Below are 14,309 nucleotides of genomic sequence, written 5' to 3' on the forward strand. Positions count from 1 at the left end.
GGCCCGCGATGCCTGACGATATCGAACAATATTTCGATCTCTTCGGGAGTATAGATATTGTCGACGTAACGTGGCGGCACGACAGGGGTCATGGGGTGGCGTGATTTCACGGTATCTTCCTTTCCGATTTCGGAGTATTTCGTCCCGCAGGAGGATGCGCCCGGGGGCGGGCACATCGCCGTCTCCGCGCTCAGGCGAGCAGGGCGGGCAGGGTTTTCGCGACGAGGCGCTGCGCATCTGCCAGAACTCCCCGGATCACCTCGGCCACCGGCGCAACCTCTTCGACCAGTGCCTGAGCCTGCCCGGCCCACCACAGCCCGCCGTCCAGATCGCCCTCCTGCAACACCCTGCGCCGTCCGCGCTCCTCCGAGGCCAGATGCGCGATATCGGCGAAGGTGGCGCCGTCGCGGGCCGAGAGTTCCGCGATCTCCTGCGATATCGCGTTGCGGGCGACCCGGGCGGTGTTGCCGAATTCGCGGAAGATCAGCTGCGTGTCGAGTTCGGAGTTCGCGACGATGCGGTCCTTGACGTTCTGATGAACACCGGACTCGGTCGTCGCGACGAACCGGGTGCCCATATTGACCGCGTCCGCGCCGAGCGCGAGCGCCGCGACCAGCCCGGCACCGGTCGCGAAACCACCGGAGGCGATCACCGGAATCGACAGTGCCCGGGCCGCCGCGGGGATCAGCACGAGCCCCGGGACATCGTCGGGGCCGGGATGACCGGCGCATTCGAATCCGTCGATACTCACGGCATCGACACCGAGTTGCTCTGCCTTCACCGCATGGCGCACCGACACCGCCTTGTGGATCACCTTGATACCCGCCGCTCGGAACGACGGCAGGTGCGGCGCGGGGTTCGACCCCGCGGTTTCGACGATCCGGACGCCGGATTCGATGATGGCCTCTCGGTATTCGTCGTAGGGCACCGGTTCGACAGTGGGAAGAATGGTGAGATTCACTCCGAACGGCGCGTCGGTGAGTTCCCGAGTTCGCGCGATCTCCGCGGCGAGTCTCTCCGGAGTTTTCTGCGTGAGTGCGCTCAAGAATCCCAGGGCGCCGGCTTCGGCCACGGCGGCGATGAGTTCCGCACGCCCGACCGCGACCATGCCGCCGCAGACGATGGGGTGCCGGACGCCGAATGACCTGGTGAATTCCGTGTCGAGCACAGAAGTTTCGATCATCGTTGCCATCCTTCGGTATCGCGAGCGAATGCCGGTAGGTCTTCCGGTACCCGGGAGCTGAATTCGGGCCGCCGCTTCTCCAGGAAAGCGGCGACGCCTTCCTTCCCGTCTCCGGTGCTCGTATAGAACATCGCCAGCGATTCGATCCGGTGTGCCTCGAACGGCGAGGTGGCCGCGCTGTTCCGATAGAGCATCTGCCGGGTCAGCGCCGTGGCGACAGCGGAACGGCCGTCGATCAGCGAATGCGCGAATTCGTAGGCGGCGGGCAGCAGTTCTTCCGGCGGGTGCACGGTACGTACCAGACCGTAGCGCCGCGCCTGTTCCGCGTCGAGGATATCGGCCCGATAGGCGACCTCGAGCGCGTTCTGCATTCCGATGACCCGGGGCAGGAACCAGGTCGAGCACGCCTCCGGGACTATTCCGAGCCGGCCGAAGACGAAACCGATCCGCGCCTGTTGCGAAGCCAGCCGGAAATCCATCGGCAGGGTCATGGTCGCGCCAATACCCACCGCGGGTCCGTTGATCGCCGCGATCACCGGTTTCGGACACCGGTAGATCGCCAGCGCGACCCGGCCGCCGGTATCCCGTACGCCGCGCTCGATCTCCGGGTCGTGCAGCCGGGTGCGCATATCGGCGAGAGTCGGGGTCAGCGATTCGTCCAATCCGAATACGTTTCCCGCGCGCGTCAGGTCCATCCCCGCGCAGAAGGCACGCCCGGAGCCGGTGACGACGACGGCGGCCACCTCGGGGTCGCCGGCCGCTTCCGCGAACGCGGCCTCGAGTTCGTCGGCCATCTGCACCGTGAAGGCGTTCAGGTGGTCCGGACGGTCCAGCGTGAGAGTAAGGATCGCGTCCGCGACGTCGTAGCGGACGGTTTCACGAGGCATGTTCACCCTTCGATGGGGCACGGCAACCGGGAGTGGCCGACGGCGAAGATCACCTTCCGGAAGCTGTGCCGGTCGCGGCTCGATCCGAGCCTTTCGAACACAACTCATCTCCGGAAGGCCGGCGTGGGTCGGGCCTGCAACAGGCAGGCAGCTGCACCACGCCTAATTACGTTCCATGCACGGATCGTAACTATTTTGTGCGCAGGCCGCAAGAGCGACCATCCGGGGCCGGATACCGCCGGGCACCGATGCGACACTGGGGACACAGCAGCTCGAGTACACCGGAGAAAGGTTCCCTGCCATGAACGGCGCGACCGAATCGGCCGACGCGGCGCAGACGCCTCCGCCGCGGGTCGGGCGCCCGCGAGTTCATGCCGACGAGCACATCCTCGAGACCGCACTCGAGCTGTTACCCCGCCTCGGCTATCAGGCGATGAGCATGGCCCGGATCGCCGAGGCGAGCGGAGTCTCGAAACCCTCTGTCTACCGCAGGTGGCCGAACAAGGCCGAACTGATCGCGGCGGCGATCGCCCACTTGCACCGGGACCGGGCGGCACCCACCGGCGATCTACGCGCGGACCTCGTGACACAGCTGCAGGACGTCCGCGATGTGTACGAGCGAATCGGCCATATGGGCATGGTGGGTGTTCTCCTCTCCGAGGAGGCCCGGCATCCGGAATTCCTGCGGGCGTGGCGCGAAGTGGCGATCGCACCGCGGCGCGCCGGAATCTGCCGGATCGTCGAGTCCGCGATCGATCGTGGCGAAGTGCGCGCAACCGTCGTCCCGAACGTCGTGGCGCAGTCACTGATCGGCGCGTACTACGGCGCCTATATGGCCGGTGACGACCTGCCACCGGAATGGGCCCGGAACGTGGTCGACCAGCTACTCGACGGAATCCTGGCTGCCTGACCGGCCTACGCCCGTTCCTGCGCACTGTCGGCCGATCTCCCGCTGAACGGAACACGCTCTTGGTCACCGGTGGTGGCCGATGGCGTAATGCTCTCAGCTCACGTGAAGTGAGCCGAGACGCCGCCACCCGGCAATCCGTCCCACTCACGCGCCCGGCCGTCCCGCGCGATCCCCAACTACCGCCCCGGCCGGAACGACAGCGCACGATCTGCGGCATTGCCCGCTACACCATGACAAAGGAGTCAGCCCTTGCGAATCCGAGACCGCATGGCTTCTGCACTGGGCGCGGTGGCCGCCGCAACTCTGCTGCTCACCTCGTGCGCCGGGGTGGTCACCGTGGAACGCGCACCGGCCGGAGAACCGCGTCGCGGGGGGACGGTGACGCTGGCGTGGAACACCGAAGCGCAGTCGGTTGATCCGGTGACCTGCGCGGTCGGTATCGGAGTGGGCCCCTGCCAGGCGATCTACGGGGCGCTGCTCTACTACGACGCCGCGACACGGAAGATCGTTCCCGGCATGGCGGAATCGTTCACCAGCAAAGACGGCAAGGCGTGGACGCTGAAGCTGCGTCCCGGTGTGACGTTCACCGACGGCACTCCGTTCGACGCCGCTGCCGTGGCGTTCAATTGGCAGCGCGCGCTGGACCCGAGTCAGCTCTCCCCGAGCCGGGCCGCGGCGCGGATGATCAGCTGGCAGGTTGTCGACGCGACAACGTTGCGGGTGATTTCTCCCGCGGTGAACTACCAGCTCCCCTACCAGCTCACCGAGCCGCTGGCGTTCATCGGTTCGCCCACGGCCATTCAGCGCAAAGGCGCGGACTTCGCGACGTCGCCGGTCGGCGCCGGCCCCTTCGTCTTCCGCTCCTGGGCGCGCGGCACCGAAATGGTCCTCGAGCGCAACCCTGGCTACTGGGACAGCCCCCGCCCCTATATCGACAGGTTCGTGTACAAGACGATCCCGGCCGACGACCAGCGCTACAACGCATTACAGGCCGGCGAGGTCGATGTGATGGTGGTGGTCAGCGATAAATATGCCGGTCGTGCCCGAGCCGCCGGCCTGGAGGTCGTCCAATACGCACAGCTCGGCGGGAACGGCGTGCGGTTGAACAGTAGGGGCGCTCTCGCCGATCCCGATTTGCGCACCGCGATCGGCAAACTGATCGACAACGAACAGATCCGGGCGGCCGCCTTTCCCGGCGAACAGGGCGCCGAATACTTCGTCGCCGAAGGCCAGCCGCTATTCGACGCGGCCGCGAAATGGCCCGAGAAGGATATCGCCGGCGCACAGCGACTCGTCGACGGCTTCCGCGCCCGGCACGGTGGAGAGAAGGTGGTGCTCTCCTATGTCACCACCGCCGGAAGTCCGGTACTCACCCGCGTCGCCGAAGTTCTCCAGGCTCAACTCCAGCAGGCGGACGGGCTCGAGCTCGAGATCAAGGCACTCGACGGCGCCGGATTCGCCAGTGCACTGGTTTCCGGAAAGTACGACCTGATCCTCAACGCGCTCGGTGGCGCGCACCCCGAGAACCTGTACCGGGTGTTCCACACCAAGGGTTCCGGCAATACGGCCCACTATTCGAACCCGATCGTGGACCGGGCACTGGAACAGGCCCAGTCCGCCAGCGATCCGGCGGTGGCCGACAGGGCCTACAAAACGGCGATCCGGGAACTGGTGGCCACCACCGCCTACCGGTATTGGCGGCCGGCCGTAACGAGTCTGATCCTTCGTGCGGACATCTACGGAGTCGAACCGACCTATCAGTACTGGATGCGCCCCGAACTGGCGTGGATACAGGAATGAGGGACACCATGACAACCTGTGCCCACAGCGCCCGGCAGTATCGGTGGGCGGACCGTTGACCGGACGTGTGCTCGTCGTGTACCTCGCGAAGCTGGCCGCCGTGCTGTTGCTGGTCAGTATTTCGACCTTCTTGCTGCTGGAGTTGACCCCGGGGGATCCGCTGGCCACCTTGTTGCCCGAGGGCGCCACTCCGGAGATGCGTGCGGCGGCCGCCGAACGCTTCGGCCTCGACGGCCCCTTGCTGGAGCGGTATGTCGAGTGGCTGGGGTCTGCATTACAAGGCGACCTGGGCCGCTCGATGCAGTCGCAGCTGCCGGTCACCGATGCCATCCTCGACCGGCTGCCGGTCACCCTGGAGCTCGCCGGTCTGTCGATACTCGTGGCGCTGCTCGTTGCCGTCCCCGTCGGTGTCTGGGCGGGGTACCGGCCGGGCGGGATCGCGGATCGGGTCACCACCTTCCTGTGCTCGGTGACCCTCTCGATTCCCAGCTTCCTGCTCGGCGTGCTGCTCGTCTTCGTGTTCGCGGTAAGCCTGCAGGCACTTCCGGTACTGGGCTGGACACCGCTGTCCGAGGGCCTCGGCCGGCACCTCAGCGGTCTGATATTGCCGGTCGCGACGCTCGCTGCCATCGAGGCTGTCGCCTTCATCCGCCTGCTGCGCAACGATATGGTCGCCACGCTGCAGCAGGATTTCGTCCTGTCGGCGCGGGCCCGGGGTATCCCCACCGCCCGGATTCTGTTCGTCCACGCGTTGCGCCCGTCGGCCTTTTCGCTGCTGACCGTGCTCGGTGTCTCGATGGGTCGGCTGATCGGTGGCACGGTGATCGTCGAATCCCTGTTCGCGCTCCCCGGTCTGGGGTCGCTCGTCCTCACCGCCATCAATTCCCGGGACTATCTGCTGGTCCAGGGCATCGTCCTGGTGGTCGCCGTGGGCTATGTCCTGATCAACGCGCTGGTCGACCTGGCATACCCCGTGCTCGACCCGAGAGTGAGAACGTCATGAGTACAACCACCGAGAAGGCGGTCGCATCCGGCAGTACCACCCCGCAAGCCATACTTGACCGGCCGGCCCCGGGCGCACCGCCCGCTCGTCGCAAGCGGCGGCGCGGCTTCGGCGCCCTGGCCGGTGCGGTCTGGCTCGCCGCGATCACACTGGCGGCTGTCGCGGCGCCGGTGCTCCCGCTGCCCGATCCAGCGAAGATCACCGACCAGTACTCGATACCTCCGTTCCGGCAGGCCGCCCACCTATTGGGCACCGACCCCCTCGGGCGGGATCTGCTGAGCCGAGTGGTCCACGGCGCCCAGATCTCGCTTTCCGTGGCAATCGGCGCGACACTGCTGGCGCTGACCGTGGGAACGGTACTCGGTGTGACCGCCGGTTTCTTCCGCCGCAGCGTCGATGTCACATTCGATATCGGCACCAACACCATCCTCGCGTTTCCGCCACTGATCCTGCTCATCGCCTTGGTCGCGGTGCTGGAACCCAGCATCGCAACACTGGTGATCGGTCTCGCGCTGGTCGGTATGCCGACCTTCGCGCGCATCGCCCGGGCGAACACCATCGCCTTCGCCGGCCGTGAATTCGTCACGGCATCGAAGTCACTGGGCGCGAGTACCTTTCGTATTCTCGTGCGCGAGATTCTGCCCAATGTCGCACTTCCGGTGTTCTCGTTCGCGATCGTCGTCGCGGCGACACTGGTGGTGGCCGAGGGGTCGCTGAGTTTCCTCGGGCTCGGCGTTCCGCCCCCCGCCCCCAGCTGGGGCGGCATGATCGCGGCCGAGCGGGAAAGCCTCTACGAGGACCCGTATCTCGTGCTGGTACCGGGCGCGTTCTTCTTCCTCACCGTGCTGTCGCTCAACCTGACCGGCGACTGGGCGCGGGACCGCATCGGACGGGAGTCGTCACTGTGACATCTCTGGACAAGGTCGAGACGCACGCCGGTCCGGCCGGGAAACCCGCTCCGGCACCCGCACTCACCGTCAGCGATCTCCGCGTATGGTTCGACACCCCGCGCGGTATGGTCCGCGCGGTCGACGGAGTCGATCTGACGGTCGCGCCCGGCACCACGCTCGGTATCGTCGGTGAGTCCGGTTCGGGCAAATCGGTTCTCGCGCGCACAGTGATGAACATTCTTCCGCGCAACGGCATTATTCGCCCCGGCTCCCGGATCGAAATCGAGGGCCGCGATACCGCTGGACTCGACCGCGCCCAGGCGCGCGCACTCTGGGGGTCCCGGATCGCCATGGTGTTCCAGGATCCGATGACCTCATTGACCCCCGTGCTCACCATCGGCGCACAGCTCACCGAAACCCTGCGCCGGCATCTCCCGCTGTCCCGCGCCGACGCGGCGCGCCGCGCGGCGGAACTGCTCACCTCGGTGGGTATCCCGGACGCCCGGAAAAGGCTCGGTCAGTATCCGCACAATCTCTCCGGCGGGATGCGGCAACGCGTGGTGATCGCCCTGGCCCTCGCCTGTTCCCCACGGTTACTCATCGCCGACGAACCCACCACGGCGCTCGACGTGACGGTTCAGCACCAGATCCTGACGCTGCTGGCCCGATTGCAGCGGGAGAACGAGATGGCGATGGTACTCATCACCCACGATCTCGGGGTCGTGGCCGGGCGCACCGACGAGATCGCCGTGATGTACGCGGGACGAGTGGTCGAACAGGCACCGACCGACGAACTGTTCCGCGCCACCCGGCACCCCTACACGCGGGCGCTGCTCCGGTCGATTCCCCGCCTCGCCGCACCCAGTCATACCCGGCTGGAGGCCATACCCGGCCGGCCGCCCACCATCATCGACCCACCACCCGGCTGTGCGTTCGCACCGCGCTGCCGGTACGCGCAGTCCCGATGCCTGACCGAAACACCCGGCCTGGCGGCCGCGCCGGATGCGGGACCACGGCACCGCGTCGCGTGCTTCTATCCGGCGGGCACCCCGGAAGGCGAGGCCGCACTGGCGACGAATACGGCAGCGGGCGCCTCGGCCGCCGGACTGCCCCTGGACTCGAGGAGTGTGCTCTGATGGCCGGAACGGGAACTGCCCACCTGCGCCCCGACGATACCGATGTGGTGCTCAGTGTCCGCAATCTCGTGGTCGAGTACCACACGGCCCGCTCGGGCAAGGTGCACGCCGTATCGGATGTGAGCCTGGATATCCGACGCGGGGAGACGCTCGGCCTCGTCGGCGAATCCGGCTGCGGGAAATCGACGCTCGCCAAGGCGATCATGCAACTTCCACCCCCCACCTCGGGACAGGTGCTGTTCAAAGGCACCGATCTCACCACCGAGTCCGCACGGAAGCTGCGCTCGGTGCGCCGGCCGATTCAGATGATCTTCCAGGATCCGATCTCCTCGTTGAATCCGCTGCGCAAGGTCCGCCATATCGTGGCCGAGGGGCTGGAAGTCGCCCGCCGGCACAGCCGTGCCCGCCGGGCCGAGATGGTCGAGGACATCCTCGAATCGGTCGGTCTCGATCCGAAGACGGCGGGAGACCGGCGGCCCCACGAGTTCTCCGGTGGCCAGTGCCAGCGGATCTCCATCGCCCGCGCGATGGTCGTCGAACCGGAAGTGGTGATCTGCGACGAACCGGTTTCGGCCCTCGACGTCTCCGTCCAGGCGCAGATTCTCAATCTGCTCGAGGATATGAAGGAACGCTACGATCTCAGCCTGCTGTTCATCGCCCACGATCTCGCCGTGGTGAAGAACATCAGCGATCGGGTGGTCGTCATGTACCTGGGCAAGATCTGCGAGATCGCCGCACCCGATGCGCTCTACGCACAACCCGCACACCCCTACACCGCCGCTCTGCTCTCGGCGGTGCCCGAACCCGACCCCCAGGTTCCCCCGAGCACGCTCACCCTGACCGGCGATCTGCCCTCACCGCACGATCCCCCCTCGGGCTGCAGGTTCCGGACCCGCTGCCCGCGGGCCACCGCATTGTGTGCCGAGACCCAGCCGGAGATCCGGGAGGTCAGGCCAGAGCACTACGTCGCGTGCCACTTTCCGACCGAACCGGCCGAAGCCGAGTCCGGAGGGGCCACCGAGTACGCGGTCACCGCATAGGGCTCGAGCAATCCTGTGACGGCCGTACACCGGCCCCGGCGCGGCGAATATCGTTCGTCGCGCGGGACCGGTTGTCTGCGCTACCTGGTAGGTGATCGGAAGTACTACGCGTCCCGGCCGGCGGATCGTTGCCTGCGAATACCCTGCTACGCGAACCGATACTGACACAATCAGTACAGCCGAGGGATCACGCAGCTCCGCGGATCATCCGACGAGAGGCGCGATATCCGGTGACCATGCCGTCCCGACGGGCCGCGCTGTCCGCGTGAAGGGCGCGACCGTCCGGCCCTCGGCGGGGCGGACGCGCAGCGGTGGCATTCCAGAGGCATTGCGCCACACCACCCCCGCGGCGCGCCGCACATCGGAGATCACCGTCTCGGTCCGGACAGATTTGGTCGGGCCACACAGAGACAGCGCGAAGTACCCGCCCTCGCCGGTGGCGATCGGCGCCGCCACCACTGTCACGCCCAGTGCGCACCCTTGCGCGTCTACCGCCACTCCGCCGCGATCCCGCGTTCGGTCCAGGTCGCGGTCGAGCTGGACGGGCGAACACACGGTGTAGCAGGTGGGAGCCGCACCGAAGTCGATATCCGGCCATTCATCCCTGGGGACAGCGGCCAGTAGCGCCCTCCCCGCAGCAGTTCGGACGGCGGGTTGCCGCGCCCCCACGCCCCATTCGCCGGCATCTCCCGGCCACACACCGACACGGTCGAGGTGAAGAATCTCCGCGCCGGTCAGCATGCTCAGATGAGCGGTGAGACCGGTCCGGCGATGCAGTTCGGTCAGCACCGGTAACGCCGCTCGGTGCACACTGCGCTGCCGGGTGAACTGCGTACCCAGCTCGAACATGCGGTGCCCCAGCGCGTATTTGAACTCGTTGCGCTCCACCCAGCCGAGTTCGACGAGGCGTTGCAGGATGCGATGCGCCGAGGACCTCGGCAGGCCCGAACAGCGCGCCACCTCCGCCAAGGTCAAGGGCCGCTGCCCGACGAAGGTTTCCAGTATCGACGCCACTCGGTCGATCATCGCCGTGGGGGTTTCGCCGATTCGCGCCGTTGCCATGCACACCTCCAGCTGACTGGGTCAGCTTCTGCCTATGTGTCAGATTGTGACACATGTGAGTGTAGCCACAGGATCGCGCAGCTGTAAAGCAGCTCACAGCCGCGGGGAAACAGACCCGAACTACGCGGTCTGCCCACCGTCGATCACGAAGTCCTGCCCCGTGCAGTAACCGCTGGCATCGCTCGCCAGATAGGCAACCAGCGCGGAGACCTCCTCGGGGCGCCCGACCCGGGGGATCGGCAACCGCTCCACTGCGCCCCGGCCGCTGCGGGTCTCCTCCGACACCATGGCCGTGTCGATCGCACCGGGACAAATGGTGTTCACCCGAATCCCGCGGCTGCCCAGCTCTTTCGCCACCGACCGCGTCACGCCCCGCAATCCCCATTTCGCCGCGGCATAGGCCGGCGCGTCCCCGTAGCCGGTCAGCGCCGCCGTGGAAGCGATATTGATGATCGAACCACCGGCCCCCATCGCGGGTAGCACGGCCTGCATACCCAGGACCGCACCGATCAGATCGACATCCAGGACGAATCGCAGGTCGGCCTCCGACAGCTCCGCGAGCGGCGCCTTGCGCAGCACGCCGGCATTGTTCACCAGCACATCGACCCGTCCGAACCGGCTCACCGCCGCGTCCACGGCCGCGCGCCATGCCCCGGCGTCCCGGACATCCAACTCGACCGCCAGACGGGGCCCGGTCAGGTCCGCCGCGGTCCGCGCGAGTGCCGCCGCATCGAGGTCGGCGAGCACCACCGTCGCGCCGAGCGCCGACAACTGCCGGGCATGTGCGGCACCCTGCCCATGTGCGGCCCCGGTGACGAGTACGACCTTGGCACTCAGACCGAGTAGATCTCCTCCGACATCCCGCATGCGGTGATTCCTTCCATTCGAGCCGACACCGCGAGTGTGGAACGGGAGCTCCGAATCTTCACCCAGGTTTTCCGGTCAGCGGAAAACAGAAGGACTCGCCGTTGTCGTGATGAAAACGGCGAGCCCATCTGCCTTTCGGTATGCGCTACTCCGCGCGGTGCCGACCGCCCGGCTCCGCGGAGGCCCGCCGAGCGGCGAGACGGTCCGCGGTCGCCCGGTCCAGCAGTTCGATCACCTGGCCGAGCGGATCCCGGTGGTAGACAGCGCTTCCAGGGGATACCCCGTCGTGCCCACCGGACATCCACAGCGGGGCGCCACGCGCGGCCAGGTCCGCCGACGCGGCGACGAGATCGTCGACCACGAAACCCAGATGGTGGATACCGGGACGCGGCTGCCACACCGGCGAATCCGGCACCGTGCGAATCAGTTCGACGAACGGGGGACCCGCGGACAGGCCCATGCGCTGCACCGTGTCGTACCGGACCCCGTCGATCAGGCAGGGGTAACGGCCTTCCGCGAAGAGTGCGACGTCCACTCCGTAGAGCTTCCGCAGCGCCACGGCCGATTCCTCGAGGTCGTCGACCACGATCCCGACATGATGGAGTTGGCCGAGGTCGTAGCCCATGATCAGTACATTCCCTCGTCGATCGGCACGCCGAACTCCCCGCGGCCGTACATCGCCAGCGCGCGCTCGACATCGTTGATCACGTGCACGCTTCCGGCGTGTGCGTCCCGCCAGTGCCGTTCGATCGGGTTGTCCCGCTTGATCGAGTGTCCGCCCGAGTTCTCGAACAGCATCTCGATCGCGTGCAACGAGCGTTCGGTACCCAATACCTGGTCGCGCCGGGCGCGCAAGCGCACCCGTTCGGGGATCTCTTCGCCGGCTTCGACGTAACGCGTCTGCTCGGCGAGGTTGTAGTCCAACGTCAGCACAGCGGCCTCGATCTCACCGGCGGCCCGGGCGACCCGGACATGCGCGAACGGATCCCCGGACACTTTCTGCCCACCGTAGGAAAGGCGTACCCGTTCCTTCATCCGTTCGACGTGGGCGGTATAAGCGCCTTCGGCACAGCCGATGATGGCATGGGTGATCGCGTAGGAGAACACCATCCCGAACGGCAACTTGTACATCGGAGCGGTATTGACCTGCTGCCCCGGGCCTCGCAGTTCGTTCTGCTCGAGCGAACTGTAGGCGCGATGTTTGGGCACGAACGCATCGTGGATGACGATATCGTTGCTTCCGGTTCCGGAGAGGCCGACGACATTCCAGACGTCCTCGACCGCATAGTCGGCGCGCGGTACGAGTGCGGTGAGGTACTCCGGCGGCGCGCCGTTCTTACCCGGGCACAGCGTGCCGAGCAGTACCCACTGGCAGTGGTCGCTACCGCTGGAGAAACTCCACCGGCCGGTCAGCCGATAGCCGCCCTCGACTTCGGTCAGCGTGCCGGTGGGGGCATAGGACGACGACACCAGCGCATCCGGCGTTTCCTTCCACACATCGTCCTGGGCCGCTTCGTCGAACAACGAGATCTGCCAGGGATGGACCCCGACGACAGAGGTCACCCAGCCGGTGGACGGGCAGGCCGCGGCCACCTCGCGCACCACCGCGTACAGGTCCGCCGGATTGCTTTCGTACCCGCCGTACCGTTTGGGTTGCAGCAGTTTGAAAACACCGGCGTCCTGTAGTTCGCGAATGGTCTCGGCGGGTACCCGCCGCTGCCGGTCGGCTTCGGCGGCACGCTCCCGGATCGCCGGCAGCAGCGGCCGGACCCGCTCGAGTATCTCGTTGCTCATGAGTCTGTTCTTCCTGATCCGCTGGCAATGATGTCGGGCGTACAGCCTCGGCCCGCCCGGGCAGTTGGTATGCGCCCCGCGCTGTGCCGAAGACGATAAGCCCGGTCATGCCGGACGGCGGGCGAGTATCTCAACCACCGGAACGTTGCCGGGAATGCGCTCCCACCTGCCGCGGCCGAATGCGAATTCCACTGACCAGGAAAGAACGCAGACGTCTCGGAGTTCGCCGTTCAAGATGAGGCCCTGATCACTTCCGAGGAAGGACCTTCCATGAGTTCGGCACCCGGTCCGGAATCCGTTTCCACCGACCCCGCGCAGCTGCGCCGGGTCGCGGCCTCCAGCCTGCTCGGTACCGCTATCGAGTACTACGATTTCCTGCTCTACAGCACCATGACCGCGCTGGTGTTCAACAAGGTGTTCTTCCCGGACTCGAACCCGGCGCTGGGTACGATCGCTGCCTTCGGCACCCTGGCCGCCGGCTATGTCGCCCGGCCGATCGGTGGCATCGTGTTCGGGCATTTCGGCGACCGTATCGGTCGTAAGAAGATGCTCGTACTGACCATGGCGATGATGGGTGTCGCGAGTTTCCTCATCGGTGTACTACCCACCTACCAGGCTGTCGGCATCATCGCACCCTTGCTGCTGGTATTGCTGCGCGTCGTCCAGGGCATTGCGATCGGCGGCGAATGGGGCGGGGCCACCTTGATGGTCACCGAGCACGCCGAACCGTCCAGGCGTGGCTTCTGGAACGGCGTCATGCAGATGGGCTCGCCGATCGGCTCGTTGCTCTCCAGCGCGGTGGTGGCCGTGGTTGCCATGCTGCCCGAGGAAGACCTGCTGTCGTGGGGCTGGCGAATCCCCTTCCTGGCCAGCATCGTTTTGCTGGCGGCGGGTCTGTACACGCGAATCGGTGTCACCGAGAGTCCGGTGTTCCGCGCAGCCGAGGACACCGAGGAGAAGCCACAGATCCCGTTGCTGTCGGTCCTGCGCCGGCCGGGCAACCTGCTGCTGGCCTGCGGCGTCGGTATCGGCCCCTTCGCGCTCACCGCACTGATCAGTACGTACATGATCAGCTACGCCACCTCGACCGGCTACGAACGGTCCAGTGCTGTCACCGGTCTCCTGTTCACCGCAAGCACCGCGCTCGTCGCCATTCCGCTGTTCTCCGCCCTGTCCGATCGTGTCGGACGGCGGCCGGTGGTGCTGACGGGAGCGGTCGCCATCGTGGTATTGGCCTGGCCGATGTACGCACTCGTCGATACCGGTTCGGTGCCGCTGCTGATCCTGGCCATGATGCTGGGCCAAGTGGTCCAATCCGCGATGTTCGCCCCGCTCGGCGCGCTGTTGTCGGAGATGTTCGGTACGTCGGTGCGCTACACCGGCGCGTCCATGGGCTACCAGCTGGCAGCATTGATCGGTGGCGGTTTCACCCCGCTGCTCGCGAGCGCGCTGCTGGCCGGTGGTCCGACCAGCGTCCCGCTGATCATCCTCGCGATGTGCTGCGGACTGGTCACGATCGCCTCCATCCACCGCATCAAGGAGACCAGCGGCCAGGATCTCCGCGACACGATCGCCGTACCCGCACGGTAAGCCGGAACAGGCAACCACCCGATCGGGGGGGGGGGGGGGGGGGGGGGGGGGGGGGGGCGCGGCGGCCGGCCGGGGGCGGGGCCGGGGGCGGGGGGGGGGGGGGGGGGGGGGGGGCGCAGCGGCACCCAACGCCCGCGCACAGCCCCA

Annotated in this window: 13 protein-coding genes; 7 read left to right on the forward strand and 6 right to left on the reverse strand. The window is 66.9% G+C overall.

Annotation, left to right across the window (positions count from 1 at the left end):
• Positions 1-190: 190 nt before the first annotated feature.
• Positions 191-1,168: an NAD(P)H-dependent flavin oxidoreductase gene (locus QH276_RS31400; RefSeq protein WP_280402942.1), complete on the reverse strand. Its 978-nt coding sequence runs from the start codon at positions 1,166-1,168 to the stop codon at positions 191-193.
• 11 nt (positions 1,169-1,179) lie between these two features.
• Positions 1,180-2,070, reverse strand: a complete 891-nt coding sequence (locus QH276_RS31405) for a crotonase/enoyl-CoA hydratase family protein (RefSeq protein WP_280402929.1) — start codon at positions 2,068-2,070, stop codon at positions 1,180-1,182.
• A 301-nt stretch (positions 2,071-2,371) separates the two neighbouring features.
• Here QH276_RS31405 and QH276_RS31410 point away from each other — a divergent pair, with 301 nt between their 5' ends.
• From QH276_RS31410 to QH276_RS31435, 6 genes are all read left to right on the forward strand, one after another.
• Positions 2,372-2,980, forward strand: coding sequence for a TetR/AcrR family transcriptional regulator (locus QH276_RS31410; protein WP_280402930.1), 609 nt, complete (start codon positions 2,372-2,374; stop codon positions 2,978-2,980).
• A gap of 267 nt (positions 2,981-3,247) precedes the next feature.
• Positions 3,248-4,780, forward strand: coding sequence for an ABC transporter substrate-binding protein (locus QH276_RS31415; RefSeq protein WP_280402931.1), 1,533 nt, complete (start codon positions 3,248-3,250; stop codon positions 4,778-4,780).
• Between the two features lie 55 nt (positions 4,781-4,835).
• Complete coding sequence (locus QH276_RS31420; RefSeq protein WP_280402932.1) at positions 4,836-5,783, forward strand: ABC transporter permease; 948 nt, start codon at positions 4,836-4,838, stop codon at positions 5,781-5,783.
• Positions 5,780-6,691, forward strand: a complete 912-nt coding sequence (locus QH276_RS31425; protein ID WP_280402933.1) for an ABC transporter permease — start codon at positions 5,780-5,782, stop codon at positions 6,689-6,691. The genes QH276_RS31420 and QH276_RS31425 overlap by 4 nt, the downstream gene beginning before the upstream one ends.
• A gap of 5 nt (positions 6,692-6,696) precedes the next feature.
• Entirely contained in the window at positions 6,697-7,809 is a 1,113-nt protein-coding gene (locus QH276_RS31430) for an ABC transporter ATP-binding protein (protein ID WP_280402943.1), read from the forward strand.
• Positions 7,809-8,849 (forward strand): ABC transporter ATP-binding protein, encoded by a 1,041-nt coding sequence (locus tag QH276_RS31435; protein ID WP_280402934.1) that lies wholly within the window; start codon positions 7,809-7,811, stop codon positions 8,847-8,849. The genes QH276_RS31430 and QH276_RS31435 overlap by 1 nt, the downstream gene beginning before the upstream one ends.
• A 204-nt stretch (positions 8,850-9,053) precedes the next feature.
• Here QH276_RS31435 and QH276_RS31440 read toward each other — a convergent pair whose 3' ends face one another.
• The 4 genes from QH276_RS31440 to hsaA form a co-directional block, all read right to left on the reverse strand.
• Positions 9,054-9,911 carry an IclR family transcriptional regulator gene (locus QH276_RS31440; RefSeq protein ID WP_280402935.1) on the reverse strand — a complete coding sequence of 286 codons (858 nt, stop codon included), beginning with the start codon at positions 9,909-9,911 and terminating at the stop codon, positions 9,054-9,056.
• Positions 9,912-10,031: 120 nt separating this feature from the next.
• Positions 10,032-10,778, reverse strand: a complete 747-nt coding sequence (locus QH276_RS31445) for an SDR family NAD(P)-dependent oxidoreductase (protein ID WP_280402936.1) — start codon at positions 10,776-10,778, stop codon at positions 10,032-10,034.
• A 145-nt stretch (positions 10,779-10,923) separates the two neighbouring features.
• Positions 10,924-11,403: a VOC family protein gene (locus QH276_RS31450; RefSeq protein WP_280402937.1), complete on the reverse strand. Its 480-nt coding sequence runs from the start codon at positions 11,401-11,403 to the stop codon at positions 10,924-10,926.
• 2 nt (positions 11,404-11,405) lie between these two features.
• A complete protein-coding gene (gene hsaA, locus QH276_RS31455) occupies positions 11,406-12,572 on the reverse strand; it encodes a 3-hydroxy-9,10-secoandrosta-1,3,5(10)-triene-9,17-dione monooxygenase oxygenase subunit (protein WP_280402938.1) in 1,167 nt (388 codons plus the stop codon).
• Between the two features lie 270 nt (positions 12,573-12,842).
• Here hsaA and QH276_RS31460 point away from each other — a divergent pair, with 270 nt between their 5' ends.
• Positions 12,843-14,162, forward strand: coding sequence for an MFS transporter (locus QH276_RS31460; RefSeq protein WP_280402939.1), 1,320 nt, complete (start codon positions 12,843-12,845; stop codon positions 14,160-14,162).
• Positions 14,163-14,309 lie beyond the last annotated feature (147 nt).

Origin of the sequence: Nocardia carnea (genome assembly GCF_029869215.1) — a bacterium.
Classification (GTDB): domain Bacteria; phylum Actinomycetota; class Actinomycetes; order Mycobacteriales; family Mycobacteriaceae; genus Nocardia; species Nocardia carnea_B.